Raw genomic sequence first — 16,595 nt, 5'->3', positions numbered from 1 at the left:
ATGTGATTGCGATGGATGACGTGAGCCTCAGTCAAGGAGGCTTTCGGCTGTCGTCTATTTCAGCAGCTGTGCCTAAAGGGAGTGTAACAGGAATTATTGGACCGAATGGGTCAGGGAAGTCGACGTTTATTAAAGCGGCCGCACGCCTTACGTCGATCGAAAGCGGCATGATTTATATTCACAATATCCCGCAAAAAGAAATGACAGCACAGGAGATTGCACAGGAAATTGCCGTTCTGATGCAGACGAGAACTGCCATCCCATCGATGACAGTACGTGAGCTGGTTGCACTTGGACGCAGTCCGCATCGTTCGATCTGGAAAAAGAGCTCGCAGACAGATCAGGAAGCGATAGAGTGGGCGCTTGATGTGACAAATAGCCGCGTGAATGAAAACAGGATGCTGCATACATTGTCAGGCGGAGAAAGGCAGAAGGCGTATATTGCAATGGCACTGGCTCAGAAGACAGAGACGATTATTCTGGATGAGCCTACCACTTACTTAGATATTGCGCACCAGCTTGATTTACTAGAGCTGCTCAAACAGCTGAATGAAACGCATGGGATCACCATTTTAATGGTTCTTCATGACCTGCAGCAGGCAGCAAAATATTGTGACCGCCTGATTGCGATGAAGCGTGGTCAGGTTTACCAAATAGGGACACCAAACGAAGTATTAACAGAAAACTTTTTCAAAGAAGTCTTTGGGATTCAGGCAGAGGTTCACTTAGATGGAGAGCATCCGCTCATTATCCCAATCGCTTCGATCCAACAACAAAAGGGAGATGAATCAAACATGATCATTGTAAACAACCAGGTTAGAGTAGAAAAAGGCAGTGCAGACCACCTCGTCAAGCGTTTTAACAAGCAGGGACAAGTAGAATTCATGGAAGGATTTTTAGGCATGGAAGTCTGGGTCACACAGCAGACAACTGATTACGATGAAGTGACCATTCATACCCGCTGGAATCGAAAAGAAGATTTTGTGAACTGGACAAAATCTCAGGCATTTGGAGATGCACACGCTCACGGAAAAGCGAAACCTGAAGGGCTATTAAAAAACAAAATTACGTACTATGAAGTACAAGTGACAAGACCTGCTTTACAGAAAAAAGCTTAAAATAGAAACACAGCGCTGCGGCCCACATGCAGCGCTATTTTTTTCGCTTTTTTATTTTCCGTCACATATTTTTGACAAAGTATTCAAACAACTGACACAATACCATCCAATTTTTAGGTAAAATTTACTTTATTTTTGAAGCGTATGGGTGTAAAGTACAGGTATAAATAACTAACCGAATGAAAATCAAGAGTAAAATTTCACCGAGTGAACCATTTCAAATGGACTTTTATTTGTGAATCATTGAACAAATAGTGAACGTTTTGTGAAATGGTGAGCATGAATCGTTCGGCATGTGAAAGTAAGGGAGGATGTAAGGCTGTGAGTGAGCTGTTTTTAGCAAGATTTCAATTTGCTTCAACGACATTATTTCATTTTATTTTTGTTCCTATGTCAATAGGTTTGGTGTTTATCGTCGCATTGATGCAGACCCTTTATGTCGTCAAGAAAAAAGACATCTATAAAAAGATGGCGAAGTTTTGGGGTCACCTGTTCTTACTTAACTTTGCAGTAGGTGTGGTGACAGGGATTCTGCAGGAATTCCAGTTTGGGATGAACTGGTCAGATTATTCAAGGTTTGTCGGTGATGTCTTTGGTGCACCGCTTGCCATTGAAGCGCTTTTGGCCTTTTTCCTTGAATCTACATTTATTGGACTTTGGATATTCGGCTGGGATCGTCTGCCGAAGAAGATTCATTTATTGTGCATTTGGCTTGTTTCCCTTGGTACGATCTTTTCGGCGTTTTGGATTTTACTCGCCAACTCATTTATGCAGGAGCCAGTTGGATTTGCCATTAAAAATGGTCGTGCAGAAATGAATGATTTTGGCGCTCTTGTAACGAACCCGCAGCTTTGGGTTGAATTCCCGCACGTTCTGTTTGGTGCACTGGCAACAGGAGCTTTCTTTATTGCAGGAGTTAGTGCCTATAAAATGATTAAAAAGCAAGAAATCGCCTTTTTCAAAAAGTCATTCCAGATTGCGATGGTCCTCGCTTTAATTTCTGGCTTAGGTGTGGCGTTCTCTGGACACGATCAAGCGAAGCATTTAATGAAATCACAGCCAATGAAAATGGCAGCAAGTGAAGCCCTTTGGAAGGATAGTGGAGATCCAGCGGCTTGGACACTATTTGCCAACATTGACACAGATAAAAAAGAAAACTCTGCGGAGATCAATATTCCGTTTGCCTTAAGTTATTTGGCTTATTCGAAGTTCAGCGGGGATGTTCCAGGTATGCTGACACTTCAAAAAGAATATGAAGCCAAGTTTGGTCCCGGGGACTATATTCCGCCAGTGAAAACAACATTCTGGAGCTTTAGAATCATGGTCGGTGCAGGCATGCTGATGATTTTTGCTAGTATGATTGGCTTGTACTTAAGCTTTAGAAAGAAACTTGAAACAAACAAATGGTATTTACGCTTCATGGTATGGATGATTGCGTTCCCGTTTATTGCGAACTCAGCCGGCTGGATCATGACTGAGATCGGGCGTCAGCCGTGGACCGTCTTTGGCATGATGACGACGGCTCAATCGATTTCACCGAACGTATCGTATGGCATGCTGTTATTCTCAGTCATTAGCTTTACGGCGATGTATCTGATTCTTGCTATTGTGCTCGCTTACTTATTCATTCGAGAAATTAAAAAAGGTGCACATTCTGAAGAAGATACAGATCAAAAGGATGAAACGGACCTGTCTACAGATCCATTTGATGGAGGCGCATATCATGGCATATCTTAACGAGATTTGGTTTATTCTTGTCGCAGTATTGTTTGTTGGATTTTTCTTCTTAGAAGGATTTGATTTTGGTGTCGGGATGTCCATGCAGCTGCTTGGAAAGGACGCGCACGAGCGCCGCATTTTAATCAATACGATTGGTCCTTTCTGGGATGCGAATGAGGTCTGGCTGATTACAGCTGGCGGCGCTATTTTCGCTGCATTTCCTCACTGGTATGCCACGATGTTCAGCGGATACTATATTCCGTTTGCGGTTCTCCTCTTAGCGCTCATTGGGCGCGGGGTCGCCTTTGAATTCCGAGGGAAGGTTGAGAAAGCCTCTTGGATCAAGGTGTGGGACTGGGTCATCTTCTTTGGCAGTCTGCTTCCGCCATTTTTACTAGGTGTATTATTCACGAGTATTTTACGCGGGATGCCAATTGATCAAGACATGAACATGTACGCTGGTTTTACGGACTTTGTGAATCTTTATTCAGTGATCGGCGGGGTAGCTGTGACAGTTCTTTGCCTGTTGCATGGCTTGATTTTCGTCACACTTCGTACAGAGGGTGAATTAAGAGATCGTGCAAGAAAACTGGGCCAGCGTGTCCTGCTTATTGCACTCCCTGTTCTTGTTATTTTTGTCGGTGTGTCCATCATAGAAACAGACATTTATACCGTACGCCCGATCATCACCATTCCGTTAACTGTGCTGATTGTGGCTTGTTATATAGCTGCTCTTGTTTTGATGAGAAAAGAACGTGATGGCTGGACATTCTTATTCACAGGCGCAGGCATCATGGTGACGGTGTCCATGCTGTTCACTGCATTGTTCCCGCGCGTCATGATTAGTTCAATCAGCCATTCATTTGATCTCACGATTCAAAACGCTGCATCTGGATCTTATTCACTGACGGTCATGACGATTGTGGCCATTTCTTTGCTGCCCTTTGTGCTTGGGTATCAAATTTGGAGCTATTACGTCTTCCGTAAACGTGTAAGCGGTAAGGAGCCAATGACCTACTAATGGATAAACGTTTGCTTCAACTAAAAGGAATGAGAGGGCTTCTTGCCCTCTTAGGTATTGTGTCACTCATCCAAGGAGCAAGTATTATTTTCCAAGCACAGTGGCTGGCACATGCCATTACAACGCTGTTTGACGGGAAAAGCCTCTCGCAGGCAACGCCATATGTCCTGCTATTTCTTGCTGCCTTTCTTGTGCGGCACGGTCTCACCTTGATTCGGGAGAAGGTCATGTTTACGTACTCTTCCCGAATTGGAGCAGACGTCAGAAAGCAGCTGCTAGACCAACTCTTTCGATTAGGGCCTGCCTTCGCAAAGAAAAAGGGGACAGGTAAGCTTGTCACATTAGCAATGGAAGGAATTGCTCAATACCGTCAGTATTTACAGCTGTTTTTGCCGAAAATGGTGAACATGGCAGTGATTCCGGCAATGGTCCTGATCTATGTGTGGACATTAGATGAAACATCGGCCGTCATTTTAATTGTGACGCTGCCTATTTTAATTATTTTTATGATTTTGCTAGGCCTTGTTGCTCAGCGTAAAGCGGCCAAACAATGGAGATCGTATGAGAAATTATCCAATCATTTTACTGACTCTCTCCGCGGCCTTGAGACGCTTCGTTACTTAGGTATCAGCAAAAAGCACTCCCGTAATATTGCAGAGGTGTCAAAGCGATATCGAAAAGCGACCATGAGCACACTGAAGGTCGCCTTTCTGTCATCGTTTGCGCTCGATTTCTTTTCCATGCTATCGATTGCAACCGTCGCTGTTTTTCTTGGCTTGCGATTAATTGAAGGAGAGCTTCTCTTATTGCCGGCTTTGACGGCGCTTATGCTGGCGCCAGAGTATTTCCTGCCGGTACGTGAAGTAGGAAATGATTATCATGCGACGTTAAATGGAAAAGAAGCGAATGAAGCTATGCAGGTCATTTTAGAAGAAAAGGGCTTTCGCACGCAGGAGACACAATCTGTGCAGCTAGGCAAGTGGGATGCACAATCCGTGCTCACGCTGCAAGATGTTTGTGTCCAGCATGATGAACATGCCCCTTATTCCATTCAGGATGTAGATCTCACTGTCAAAGGAAAGAAAAAAATCGGCATTATTGGTGCCAGTGGTTCAGGGAAATCGACGTTAACCGATGTCCTTGGCGGCTTTGTTGAACCGTCTTCGGGTGAAATCACGCTAAACGGCCAGCCGCTTGTTCATTTACAGATGAAGGAATGGCAAAAGGAAGTTGTCTATATGCCGCAGCACCCCTATTTATTTCACATGACATTAAGAGAAAACATTCGTTTTTATGAACCGAATGCAACAGATGAAGAAGTGGAAAGAGCTGTGCATGAGGCTGGTTTAACTCAGCTTGTCACACAGCTGCCAAATGGCCTGGATGAGGTCATTGGAGAACAGGGAAGAGGGCTAAGCGGCGGACAGGCGCAAAGAATTGCCCTTGCTCGAACTGTGCTGGGCCAGCGGTCGATTATGCTGTTAGATGAACCAACGGCGCATCTCGATATTGAAACAGAGTATGAATTGAAAAAAACAATGCTTCCACTGTTTGAACATAAACTTGTGTTCTTAGCGACACACAGACTCCATTGGATGCCGGACATGGATGAAATCATTGTCATGGATCAAGGAACCGTCGCAGAAATGGGGACACATGAATCATTAATGCAAAGAAAAGGCGTGTATTATCAATTGGTACAGGAGCAAATGGGGGCGGTCACACATGATCAGTAAAGGCTGGTTTATACCTTATATCAAGGAGAATCGAAAGCTGTTTGCCTTGGTTTTATTTTTAGGAGCCATTGCGGTATTCTCTGCTTCTATGCTGATGTACACGTCGGGCTTTCTCATTTCAAAAGCCGCGACAAGACCTGAGAATATACTCATGGTCTACGTCCCAATCGTGGCTGTACGTACCTTTGGAATTTCGCGCTCTGCTGCACGCTATGCAGAAAGGCTGGCGAGCCATCAACTCATTTTGGCAATGATTGAAAAAATGCGTGTGCGTCTGTATGACATGGCTGAACGAAGTGCCAAACAGACAAAGCTGGGGACAGGTGAAATGCTTGGTCTCTTGTCAGATGATGTAGAGAGACTGCAGGATGCCTATTTAAAAACCATCTTTCCATCCATCGGTGCACTGCTTTTATATGCCGCATCCATTGGAGCACTTGGCCTTTTCTCATGGCCTTTTGCTGGACTGATGCTGCTTTATATGGCACTTCTCGTCTTCGTCTTCCCATACGTCACAGTGCTTGTGAACCGGGCAAGACAAATTCAAATGAAAAAAGGCAGAAATGAACTGTACAGCCATTTAACAGATGCAGTCATGGGCGTTAGTGACTGGTTGTTCAGCGGCAGGCAGAAAGATTTTGTTGATGGTTATGAACAAAAAGAAGCGCAGCTGTTAGCGCTTGAAGCAGCCAAGCACCGGTTTATCCGTCTGCGCCAATTTTTTGCACAGCTGATCATTGGAGGAGCTGTCGTGCTTGTCGTGTATTGGAGCGGATCGGTTGTTCAGTCAGGATCCATGTCACACACCCTGATTGCAGCCTTTGTACTTGTGCTGTTTCCATTAACAGAAGCCTTTCTTCCGCTGTCAGATGCAGCAGGTGATATCCCTGTCTATCAGCATGCTGTCAGCAGATTACATCATTATGAAAAGCAGTCATATGAAGGAGAAACTGAGAGCGAGGCAGTGGATCATTCAACCCTTTCTCACGATGAAGCTGTCTGTTTCAATCAGGTGTCCTTTCGGTATGACACGCATCAATATGTACTTCAAGACCTGTCCTTTTCTCTGAAGCAAGGGGAATCACTCGCACTATTAGGAAAAAGCGGTGCAGGCAAATCGACCATTTTAAAATTGTTAGAAGGGGCAGTCGTTCCAAATCAAGGAGCTGTCAGCATTCAAGGAAAACCGGTTCAAAGCATTCAAGAGAATGTGTCTGCCTATGTGTCTGTGCTCAATCAACAGCCTTATTTATTTGATACGTCTGTTTTAAACAATATCCGTTTAGGATCTCCAGAGGCGACAGAAGAGCAGGTAAAAGAAGCAGCTAGACAAGTGCAGCTGCATGATTACATCGAGTCTTTGCCAGAAGGTTATCACACAGGTGTTCAGGAGACAGGGGTTCGATTTTCAGGTGGAGAAAGACAGCGTATGGCATTAGCTCGGATTTTGCTGCAGGACACGCCGGTTGTTGTATTAGATGAACCGACCGTCGGGCTTGATCCACGGACAGAGCGTGAATTGCTTGAAACCATCTTCCGTGTGTTAAAAGGGAAAACAGTTATTTGGATAACCCATCATCTGACTGGCTGTGAGGCGTGTGACCGCATCATGTTTATTGAAGACGGACGCATTGAGATGCAGGGTCAGCATCAGGTTTTACTAAAAGAAAACAAGCGTTATCAAAAGTTGTATGAAATGGATCGTCCTTTTTCTACAATCTAAATGAAATGACAAAAACGTTCGGACAGGAAATCTCTGCCCGAACGTTTTGTGGTTTAAGGGTTTACTTTACCAACACCTGCATTTGAGATCACTTCTGATTTCACATTGTTCACGTTAAGCAAAGAGTAGTTATAAGGAGGGTTATACGTACCTGTTGAAGATGTTGGCAGACTGCCTGTGCTGTTAATATAAGAGTTGTTGATGACATGCCATGTTCCAACTTGACGGCTGTCCCAGCTTCCAATGGCATTATTGGTGTTTTCAAATACGTTGTGTTCTATTCTCATCTTTGCGCCCATACGTGAGTTAATCGCTGTTGCCAAGATGCCTTTATAATAGTTGTTATAGACATGGCCTTCCCCGAAGCGCATAGACGGTACACGAGAGTTCAGGTTTTCAAAACGGTTGTTGTGGAACGTAATTTTTCGATTATAGTTATCGTTATCGGAGCTGCCCATAAGCATTGTTTTCCAGCTGTCATGTACATAGTTCCACGAGAAGGTAATATAGTCAGAGTCATTTTTCACATCAAATAAACCATCGTAGTCATCCTTCCCAGAATTCAATGTGTTGTACAGTTCATTATGGTCGACCCATATGTTTTTAGAACCGCCTTCGATCCCGATTGCATCTTTGTCACCGATTTTGCTGTGGTGGATTTTCAAGTTGCGGATGATGATGTTATTGGCACGCCATACTTTAATGCCAATCCCATTAAATTCGCCGTTCGTCCCTTTACCGACGATCGAAACATTATTTGTATCTTTCACATCGATTTTATTGGCTGATGTATTAGAAGGGGTAATCGTCCCGTCTACTACAATTTTTAATTTTTCGTTTGTTCCTTTGTTTTTGAGGGCAGCCAATAATTCATTTCCAGTCTTGACTGTGACGGTTTTACCGCCCTCACCGCCTGTTGTGCCGCCATTTAATGTGGAGAAGCCTTGTTGATTAAAGTTGGCCATAATAGAAGGGCTTTCTGGGTATTTGGCTGCTGCCTTTGCCTCCCCGTTTGGTGCAAATAATGAAGTGACGAGACCAACAGCTAATACACCGGCTAACATTGGAACTTTTCTCTTCAAAGTCAACATCTCCATTCTTTATTTTGTTTTAATGAAAACGTTTCCAAAATAAGCTGTGATTCACCCAATCCTCCTTCCTTCACAAGCATCGCCTCATTTGGAATGTAGGAAGAGCATAGCATGCAAAAAGGTATCATCGGCTAAGGATAGGCGCAGCGTATTCCATGATTTTCTAGGAAGCTAAGCCAATGATTATTTTATTTCATCTTCATGAGATAAGGACCATTGTCGATAGGTATGTGGATGACATCATGATTATGGAGAGGAGGCTCTTCATTTGCTAGAAAATCAAAACGCATCATTTTGTTAGAGAAGAAGGAATGCCATAATCATTACATAAGAAAAAATGGCATATAAAATGGGTTTCATAGAAGTTATGCTAAAAAATAAGGTCTATTTTAAACGGTATTGTCATTCGTGTCGTCTCATGAGTAAGAGAAGAAAAGGAAGGAGGGACGTGTTTGGAGCAGACAGAAGAGACATTATTGATTCAGCGGGCAAAACAGGGCGATGATGCTGCGTTTACAGCCCTTTATCGACATCATTATTCCTTTCTTTACCGATATATGTTGAAGCTGACCCTTCAACAAGAGCTGGCAGAGGAAATCATGCAAGAAACGATGCTGAAAGCGTATATGAAACTTTCTTCATTTAGAGGAGATGCCTTATTTTCAACCTGGCTCATTTCGATTGCATCTAGGCAATTTTTAGATCACCAGAAGAAAAGAAAACGTGAACAATTGAGAGAAGGAAAAGCGAATCAGGAGGCCATACGCCGTTTCAAATGGAACGTTCAGCAAAAGGGGAACACATGGCATGACATGTGGGATGCTTTAAATGAATTAAAGGCTCAGGAGCGAGCACCCATTATTCTGCACTATTATTATGGCTTTACCTACCCAGAAATGGCTTCAATGCTCGGAATGAGAGAAGGCACTGTGAAATCGAGGGTTCATCATGGATTAAAGAAAATTCGAAAGGAGTGGGATGTATGAAGGAAGATCGTTTGACCGAACGTTTAAAAGAAGAGCTGCAGCAGCTAGATGAACAAATTGAAGTGAAACAGCCAAGTGAGCAGGCTGTCATGATGATGTTGAAACAGGCGAAGGAACAAGAGAAAAGGCGTTTTAAACAAGAAGTGCTGGCATACGTTTTGATCAGTTTGACCATTCTGGCACTCTTTGCAGCTGCCATTACCCATTTGCCTATCATCTTCATTCTTCTCCAAATAGTGAGCATACCCATCTGCTTTATTGTTGGCTACAAGGAATATCAACATATCAAAGGAGGGTCTTCCTTATGAGTCAGACGGAAATGATCATCTTATTGTGCGTCTTGCCGTTATTGTTTGCACAGGGCTTTCTTTTATTTATGGATGCCAAGAAAAGAGGTCGTTACAAGTGGTTCTGGGGTATTGTCGGTCTCATTAACTTTCCATCGTCTTCTATTCTATATTGGCTTTGTGTCGTGCTACCTGATCGAAAAAGAGGCGGGAAGCTCCGAAAAGATTGAGTGCATCCGATCAAACTTTTGACCCTTTTTTCGTTGGAAAACAAGCTAGAAATTCATCATGATTCATGTATTTGTCAAAGAAAACGGGACGAGAAACATCCGCTTGTTCGTTTCTAGCACATTAGTCATTCCTTGAGCGCTTATTTTTAAAGTCAATTGCTGCGGCTGCTTGATCTATCTCAATTCGGCATCATTTTCATCTGTTATCAATATTGATCAGATTTTACAATTGGTGTTAAATTAATCTCAATATGCGTTAGAAAATCTAACAATTAAAAGTGTGGAGATATCTACAAGGAGGCAGATGCGACATGTTGACCTTAGATCGAGCAGCACAAACAGCACAAAGCTACATCCACCGTGTGTTAGAAGAGGTGGAAAAACGAAATCCCGGCGAGGAGGAATTCCAGCAAGCGGTAAAAGAAATTCTGGAATCACTCGTCCCAGTTTTTGCGAAGCATCCAGAGTATGAAAAACAGGGCATTTTAGAACGGCTCATTGAGCCTGAGCGGCTTGTGGTATTTCGAGTGCCATGGGTAGACGATGAGGGCAAAGTACAAGTCAATCGAGGGTTTAGGGTTCAATTCAATAGTGCCATCGGTCCTTATAAAGGAGGTATTCGTTTCCATCCAACCGTCAATGCAAGCATTATCAAGTTTTTAGGGTTTGAACAAATCTTTAAAAACGCACTGACTGGTATGCCAATTGGCGGCGGGAAAGGTGGATCGGATTTTGATCCTAAAGGAAAGTCTGATGGAGAAATCATGCGTTTCGTTCAAAGCTTTATGAGTGAACTCGGCCGATATATTGGACCTGATCAAGATGTGCCAGCAGGTGATATTGGTGTAGGTGCACGCGAGATTGGCTATATGTTCGGACAGTACAAGAAAATGCGCGGTGCTTATGAAGCGGGTGTACTCACGGGGAAAAGCCCTGGATTCGGAGGCAGCTTAGCGAGAAAAGAGGCGACAGGCTACGGACTGGTGTACTTCATGGAGGAAATGCTGAAAGCACATGGGCTCCAATTTGAAGGGCGTTCAGTTGTTGTGTCGGGCTCAGGAAATGTGTCTATTTATGCAATGGAAAAAGTAATGGAATTAGGCGGTAAGGTTGTGGCTTGCAGTGATTCAAGCGGAGCAATATATGATCCTCAAGGGATATCACTTGAGACCATTAAGCAGCTGAAGGAAGTCGAGAATCAGCGGATTGGGGCATACATAGACATTCACCCGCATGCTGAATTAATTGAAGATTGTGAACAAATTTGGTCCGTTCCTTGTGATATTGCGCTGCCATGTGCAACACAAAATGAAATATCAGAGGCGCATGCACAGCAGCTTGTGGCAAATGGTGTCATCGCTGTTGGAGAAGGAGCCAATATGCCGTCCACTCTTAAGGCGGTCAAAGTATTTGAAGAGAATCGTATTTTGTTTGCGCCGGCAAAAGCGGCGAATGCTGGCGGAGTAGGTGTCTCAGCACTGGAAATGGCGCAAAACAGTGCAAGAATGTCTTGGACATTTGAAGAAGTAGATGATCAGCTGAAACAAATGATGCAGTCTATTTATCGTCAGTGTACAGAGACAGCGGACGAATATGGACACTCAGGGAACATCATGGTTGGAGCAAATATTGCAGGATTTCGTAAGGTGGCAGATGCCATGATTGCACAAGGCGTGATTTAACTCCTGCTCTCCCGCACCTGTTTATTTCATGACAAGATGGGGAATCGTCCTTTAAGAATGACAATAAGGAGGCGCGGGAGAAATGAAAAAATGGCTGAAACAAATTGTCAAATGGGCACCTGTGATTTATCCAGTGGTGAGGAAAATATATAAAGAGCGAAAAGCATCTAAACGTCGTAACGTATCAGCCGGATAATCCGGCTTTTTTTATGCAAACATACAGATCCTGTGTTGTAAAAAAATAATAGAATCGAATGATCCATTTCATCCCTCTCTCCGTTAAGTACATAACAAACGGAAAGAGGAGGAAATAAAAGATGAACATGAAGAAAGCAATGTTAACCATTCCACTGAGCGCAGCGTTACTATTCCCAGCGGCTCATAGCGCAAGTGCACACGAAGGACATATGCATGGGGAGGCGAAGAAGACGTCTTCGTCACAAGAGGTATCAAATAAAGCAACAGATCTTCGAGCAGCACTAGATCAGCTGTTTTCAGAGCATGCCTATTTAGCGGTGATCACGATGCAAAAAGGAATTGACGGCAGTAAAGACTTCGATCAAGCAGCGGCGGCTTTAAATGACAACACGAATGACTTATCAGATGCAATAGCCTCTGTGTATGGTAAAAAAGCAGGCAAACAATTCAAAGACATTTGGTCAAGTCATATCGGCTACTTTGTTGACTATGTACAAGCCACAGCGAAAAAAGATGATGCAGGTAAAAAGAAAGCGATCAAGCAGCTTGACCAATATCGAATGAAACAAGCCGATATGCTCGATCAAGCAACAGACGGCAGACTGAAAGCAAGTGAGCTTGAAGAAGGCTTGAAGATGCATGTGAACGAACTGTTAAAAGCGTTTGATAGCTATAATGAAAAGGATTTTGATACGACCTATGAAACAGTGAGAAAATCCATTCATCATATGTTTGAGGTAGGAAAAGGCGTGTCATGGGCCATCACAGATCAATTTCCTGGGAAATTTGATCAAAAGTCAGTGGATACACCAGCAGCGGATCTTCGTGAAGATTTAAACTACTTGTTCTCAGAGCATTTGGCACTCGCAGTAGTTGCCATGCAAAAAGGAAATGATGGCAGTAAAGACTTTAAGCAAGCAGCGGCGGCTTTAAATGAAAACACAAATGATTTATCTGCTGCAATTGCAACTGTTTATGGTAAGGATGCAGGCAAACAATTCAAAGACATTTGGTCAAGCCATATCGGTTACTTAGTTGATTATGTCAAAGCGGATGCATCAGGGGATCATCAAGCAAAAGAAAAGGCTGTCAAAGATTTAGATGCGTATCGAATGAAGCAAGCGAAATTCCTAGATCAAGCGACAGATGGACGTTTGAAGGCAGCTGATTTAGAAGCTGGTTTGAAAACACATATTGATGAGCTGATCAAAACGTATACGTCTTACCATAATGGTGAATATGATCAGCTTTATCCGACAGTGAGAGAGGCTTATGGTCATATGTTCATGGTTGGTCAGGATGTCGCAGCAGCGATTGTTGATCAGCATCCTGAGCTGTTCAAATCGAACATGCCTAATGAAATGCCGAAAACAGGTATGGGAGGCACAGCCGGTCCTTTAGGCATGTCCTATGAAGCATTTGCGGGAATGATCGCAAGTTTGATCCTCGCAGGCGGCGTGGCAGGTGCATTCTTCCTTAATCGCCGTAAGGCATCAAATTCTAACTCATAAAGACAGACGGGAACGTGCACAATCGTGCCGTTCCTTTCTTCAAAAGGAGGCCGGCTTAGATGAAGAATTGGCTGCTCAGCATTCTTTCATTTCTCATCATCACAGGCTGTTCATCACAGTCAATGGATGAATCGTCATCCTCAAAAAACATATCAGCTTCTAAGGAAATGACCACACATCAAGCTGAGAAACAGAACCACTCACACGATACATTAAAAGACGAGCCATCTGGTATTGTGCCAGCTGAAATCGCCATTCCCGCTATTGATGTCAAAGCAAAAGTGGAGAAAACAGCTTTATTAAAGGATGGCAGTATGGGTGTCCCTCAGGATACAGACAACACGGCTTGGTTTGAAGATGGTCCAAAAACGGGGGATAAAGGGAATGCCGTCATGAATGGCCATGTAGATAATAAATGGGGGCCATCGGTTTTTTATCGATTAAAGGAGCTGAAAAAGGGAGACAAGGTGATCGTCACGTCCTCATCGGGAAAAAAGCGAAGCTTTGAAGTCATAAAAGTTAGAAGCTATCCGCGTGAAGAGAAGCCTAATGCGTTTTTTGGATACGCCTTTACACGGAATCTCAATTTAATCACTTGTACAGGGACATTTGATCATGCTGCAGGCACGCATGAAAAAAGATTGGTTGTCTTTACCCAGATGCTCTCTTCATAAAGAAGGCGGATACACGATGGTGTACGCCTTTTTTTCGTGGTTTTCGCAAGTATCTTTCAAAAAGATTCATAGGACATTAGATATGGTTAGTTGTATAAATAGGGGCATTTGTCATATAAATGAGATGGCAATTTTTATTTCTTTTCAGTAGAATATGAGTAATGAAGAGAACTGCAAGCGTTTACAACCTGTCCAGACAAGGCAGATTCTCCACCCTACATAAGGAGGCCGATCTGATGCTGAGTAAAAGACTGGCGCACATCTTAAGTCAGCTCATGGCAGCTGAGACCCCGCTCACAAGCGCTGCACTATCTGCCAGTTTACAAGTGACAAGCCGCACCATTCGTACAGACATAAAGGAACTGAACGACCGTCTTGCCCCTTATCAAGCGGCTGTAACAGCTGTAAGAGGAGCTGGCTATGAGCTGTTGATCAACGATGAGAATGCCTTTCGCCGTTTTATGAAGGAGGAGGTTGAGCAGGAAGAGCCGCTTGCTGTGCTGCCAGAGGAGCGAGTTCGGTTTATTTTAAAAAGGCTTCTTTTGGCAGAATCCTATGTGAAGCTGGAGGATTTACAGGAGCAGCTGTTTATTAGTAAATCGACGATGAGCAACGATGTGAAATCGGTCAAACGTAAGCTGGAGCCCTTTGATCTGAAGCTGGAAGCGAAGCCGAGCAAAGGCTGCCGGATCAAGGGATCAGAGATGAAAATTCGTTATTGCATGTCAGAATATTTATTCAATGAACGTCGTTCTTATCAAACGATGCTGAACACAGCGGTCACCATTTTGCCAAAGCATGAACTCGAATTGCTTCAGAAAACAATGATAGATTATATCAATGAGGAAGGCATGAATCTATCAGACATTTGCATGAATAATTTAATCGTTCATGTTGCTATTGCCTGCAAACGAATTAGACACGGAAACTATGTATCTGTTCTTCCAGAGGAAATCAGCGAAATTCCGCGGGCAAAAGAATACAAGGTCGCTAAAAAAATGGTGGAGCGTCTTGAAGGGCTGCTGGATGTCTCATTTCCACAAGAGGAAATCGTCTATATCACCATTCATTTACTAGGAACAGCCAAAATGGTACAGTCCTTTTCCTCGAGCGGTCAAAAACAAATTGTCGATGATGACACGAGTCGGCTTGTACAGCTCATGCTGAAGGCCATTGATCAAAAATTGCAGCTTGATTTAGCCGGCGATACGGAACTAATGATTGGATTGAGTCTGCACTTAAAGCCTGCCATCAACCGATGTAAATATGGAATGAACTTAAGAAATCCGATGCTTGATGAAATAAAAGCGGGGTATCCACTTGCCTTTGAAGCGGGGATTATCGCCAGCAGGGTCCTTGAAGAAGAGGAGGGGCTGAGTATTCATGAGAATGAAATCGGATATATGGCGCTTCATTTTGGTGCGGCTTTAGAGCGGAGGAAAATGGAGATCCCGCCGAAGCGGTGTCTCATTGTCTGTGCGTCTGGTGCAGGGAGTGCAAGGCTGCTGCAGGATCGTTTGCGTTCACAATTTGGATCAAAACTGACTATTTTAGGAACAGCAGAGCTATATTCGCTTCCGCATGTCTCTTTACATGCACTGGATTTAATTATTACAACCATTCCAATTCATATGGAATTACCGGTTCCAGTCATTCAAGTGAACACCATTTTGGGAGGCGGCGATTTTTTAAAAATTGAAGAAGCCCTGACGAGTGAAACAAGGGTGACATTGGCCTCGCAATATATGAAAAAGGAATTGGTTTTTACAAAACGCGCCTTTCACACAAAAGAAGAGGTCATCACCTTTTTAACGCAAAAAGTCATCGATATGGGATTAGCGCCAGCTGAGCTCACACCATCTGTCATGGAAAGAGAAGAGGCTGCTCCTACCTCTTTCGGACATTATACGGCGATTCCGCACCCGATGACACCGCTGACAGATGAGACGTTTTGGGCGATATGTACATTAGAAAAACCAATCATTTGGGGAGAGAAAAAGGTTCAATTTGTCTGCCTGCTTTGTGTCGAAAAAGAGAATGCCAAAGATTTAAAAGGCATGTACCGCCTGCTGGGGGAGCTTGTGCATAATGTGAAATTCATTCAGCACCTGATCGCCTGTGATACATTTGAAGACATGCTTGATATCATGTATAAAAAGGCTCCTTCGTACAAGAACTAACTGTGTGATATTAACTTTTTCCGCTTCCTAAAGGAAAAAGTATGGGTGTTTATGAAAGCGGTTTCATAATATGATGAATGTGTAAAGAATAGCTTCACACTTTGAAAAGGGGGCGTTTACACATGAACATCTTATTGGTTTGCGCAGCAGGTATGTCTACAAGCTTACTTGTCACAAAAATGGAGAAAAGCGCACAAGAACAAGGAAAAGATTATCGTATTTGGGCAGTATCTGGAGATTCTGCGAAAAATCATATTGATCAAGCCGATGTGCTTTTATTAGGACCTCAGGTTCGATATTTATTACCGCAAATGAAAAAGCTCGGAGAAGAAAAAGGAATACCAGTAGACGTAATTAATACCGTGCATTATGGCGTATGTAATGGCGCCGAGGTTTTAAAATCTGCTGAACAGCTAGTGAACGGATAAAGGGGGCGGAG

At 43.4% G+C, this 16,595-nt stretch carries 15 protein-coding genes; 14 read left to right on the top strand and 1 reads right to left on the bottom strand.

The window, feature by feature from the left end; translation table 11 throughout:
• Positions 1-2: 2 nt before the first annotated feature.
• From isdG to cydC, 5 genes are all read left to right on the top strand, one after another.
• A complete protein-coding gene (isdG, locus tag ACN6NB_RS18315) occupies positions 3-1,118 on the top strand; it encodes a heme oxygenase (protein ID WP_269433634.1) in 1,116 nt (371 codons plus the stop codon).
• A 321-nt stretch (positions 1,119-1,439) separates the two neighbouring features.
• A complete protein-coding gene (locus ACN6NB_RS18310; RefSeq protein ID WP_039182485.1) occupies positions 1,440-2,855 on the top strand; it encodes a cytochrome ubiquinol oxidase subunit I in 1,416 nt (471 codons plus the stop codon).
• Positions 2,842-3,858 (top strand): cytochrome d ubiquinol oxidase subunit II, encoded by a 1,017-nt coding sequence (cydB, locus tag ACN6NB_RS18305; protein ID WP_039182483.1) that lies wholly within the window; start codon positions 2,842-2,844, stop codon positions 3,856-3,858. Before ACN6NB_RS18310 ends, cydB begins: the two co-directional genes overlap by 14 nt.
• Positions 3,858-5,594 carry a thiol reductant ABC exporter subunit CydD gene (gene cydD / locus ACN6NB_RS18300; RefSeq protein ID WP_144489829.1) on the top strand — a complete coding sequence of 579 codons (1,737 nt, stop codon included), beginning with the start codon at positions 3,858-3,860 and terminating at the stop codon, positions 5,592-5,594. Before cydB ends, cydD begins: the two co-directional genes overlap by 1 nt.
• Positions 5,584-7,317: a thiol reductant ABC exporter subunit CydC gene (gene cydC / locus ACN6NB_RS18295; RefSeq protein ID WP_144491625.1), complete on the top strand. Its 1,734-nt coding sequence runs from the start codon at positions 5,584-5,586 to the stop codon at positions 7,315-7,317. The genes cydD and cydC overlap by 11 nt, the downstream gene beginning before the upstream one ends.
• 53 nt (positions 7,318-7,370) lie before the next feature.
• Here cydC and ACN6NB_RS18290 read toward each other — a convergent pair whose 3' ends face one another.
• On the bottom strand, positions 7,371-8,408 hold the full coding sequence (locus ACN6NB_RS18290) for a pectate lyase family protein (protein WP_064498828.1): 1,038 nt from the start codon (positions 8,406-8,408) through the stop codon (positions 7,371-7,373).
• 452 nt (positions 8,409-8,860) lie between these two features.
• On the opposite strand from ACN6NB_RS18290, the gene sigY reads away from it, so the two are divergent.
• From sigY to ACN6NB_RS18245, 9 genes are all read left to right on the top strand, one after another.
• Positions 8,861-9,394 carry an RNA polymerase sigma factor SigY gene (sigY, locus tag ACN6NB_RS18285; RefSeq protein WP_058838458.1) on the top strand — a complete coding sequence of 178 codons (534 nt, stop codon included), beginning with the start codon at positions 8,861-8,863 and terminating at the stop codon, positions 9,392-9,394.
• Positions 9,391-9,702: a YxlC family protein gene (locus tag ACN6NB_RS18280; protein ID WP_144491624.1), complete on the top strand. Its 312-nt coding sequence runs from the start codon at positions 9,391-9,393 to the stop codon at positions 9,700-9,702. Before sigY ends, ACN6NB_RS18280 begins: the two co-directional genes overlap by 4 nt.
• Complete coding sequence (locus ACN6NB_RS18275) at positions 9,699-9,911, top strand: hypothetical protein (protein WP_039182469.1); 213 nt, start codon at positions 9,699-9,701, stop codon at positions 9,909-9,911. Before ACN6NB_RS18280 ends, ACN6NB_RS18275 begins: the two co-directional genes overlap by 4 nt.
• Before the next feature lie 311 nt (positions 9,912-10,222).
• A complete protein-coding gene (gdhA, locus tag ACN6NB_RS18270; protein ID WP_041087641.1) occupies positions 10,223-11,593 on the top strand; it encodes an NADP-specific glutamate dehydrogenase in 1,371 nt (456 codons plus the stop codon).
• Positions 11,594-11,675: 82 nt separating this feature from the next.
• Positions 11,676-11,789, top strand: coding sequence for a hypothetical protein (locus ACN6NB_RS18265; protein ID WP_223250414.1), 114 nt, complete (start codon positions 11,676-11,678; stop codon positions 11,787-11,789).
• A gap of 121 nt (positions 11,790-11,910) precedes the next feature.
• The gene (locus tag ACN6NB_RS18260) at positions 11,911-13,302 is read left to right on the top strand and encodes a copper amine oxidase (protein WP_144489834.1); all 1,392 of its coding nucleotides are present in this window, start codon (positions 11,911-11,913) and stop codon (positions 13,300-13,302) included.
• 59 nt (positions 13,303-13,361) lie between these two features.
• Positions 13,362-13,976 carry a class F sortase gene (locus ACN6NB_RS18255; protein WP_474253526.1) on the top strand — a complete coding sequence of 205 codons (615 nt, stop codon included), beginning with the start codon at positions 13,362-13,364 and terminating at the stop codon, positions 13,974-13,976.
• A gap of 236 nt (positions 13,977-14,212) precedes the next feature.
• Positions 14,213-16,156, top strand: coding sequence for a BglG family transcription antiterminator (locus ACN6NB_RS18250; protein WP_058838462.1), 1,944 nt, complete (start codon positions 14,213-14,215; stop codon positions 16,154-16,156).
• A 122-nt stretch (positions 16,157-16,278) separates the two neighbouring features.
• Positions 16,279-16,584 (top strand): PTS sugar transporter subunit IIB, encoded by a 306-nt coding sequence (locus tag ACN6NB_RS18245; RefSeq protein WP_003214824.1) that lies wholly within the window; start codon positions 16,279-16,281, stop codon positions 16,582-16,584.
• The last annotated feature ends 11 nt before the right edge of the window (positions 16,585-16,595 follow it).

The sequence above is a fragment of the Bacillus sp. 11B20 genome, assembly GCF_056098985.1.
The sequence above is the reverse complement of the archived record's forward strand: the minus strand, read 5'-3'. Positions and strand labels throughout refer to the sequence as shown.

Bases quoted from the DNA above. Each gene is read 5' to 3' on its own strand.
- ACN6NB_RS18255 (WP_474253526.1), top strand. From the start codon at position 13,362: ATGAAGAATTGGCTGCTCAGCATTCTTTCATTTCTCATCATCACAGGC.
- ACN6NB_RS18265 (WP_223250414.1), top strand. From the start codon at position 11,676: ATGAAAAAATGGCTGAAACAAATTGTCAAATGGGCACCTGTGATTTAT.
- cydB (WP_039182483.1), top strand. From the start codon at position 2,842: ATGGCATATCTTAACGAGATTTGGTTTATTCTTGTCGCAGTATTGTTT.
- ACN6NB_RS18260 (WP_144489834.1), top strand. From the start codon at position 11,911: ATGAACATGAAGAAAGCAATGTTAACCATTCCACTGAGCGCAGCGTTA.
- cydD (WP_144489829.1), top strand. From the start codon at position 3,858: ATGGATAAACGTTTGCTTCAACTAAAAGGAATGAGAGGGCTTCTTGCC.
- ACN6NB_RS18280 (WP_144491624.1), top strand. From the start codon at position 9,391: ATGAAGGAAGATCGTTTGACCGAACGTTTAAAAGAAGAGCTGCAGCAG.
- ACN6NB_RS18275 (WP_039182469.1), top strand. From the start codon at position 9,699: ATGAGTCAGACGGAAATGATCATCTTATTGTGCGTCTTGCCGTTATTG.
- ACN6NB_RS18250 (WP_058838462.1), top strand. From the start codon at position 14,213: ATGCTGAGTAAAAGACTGGCGCACATCTTAAGTCAGCTCATGGCAGCT.
- gdhA (WP_041087641.1), top strand. From the start codon at position 10,223: ATGTTGACCTTAGATCGAGCAGCACAAACAGCACAAAGCTACATCCAC.
- ACN6NB_RS18245 (WP_003214824.1), top strand. From the start codon at position 16,279: ATGAACATCTTATTGGTTTGCGCAGCAGGTATGTCTACAAGCTTACTT.
- ACN6NB_RS18290 (WP_064498828.1), bottom strand. From the start codon at position 8,408: ATGTTGACTTTGAAGAGAAAAGTTCCAATGTTAGCCGGTGTATTAGCT.
- cydC (WP_144491625.1), top strand. From the start codon at position 5,584: ATGATCAGTAAAGGCTGGTTTATACCTTATATCAAGGAGAATCGAAAG.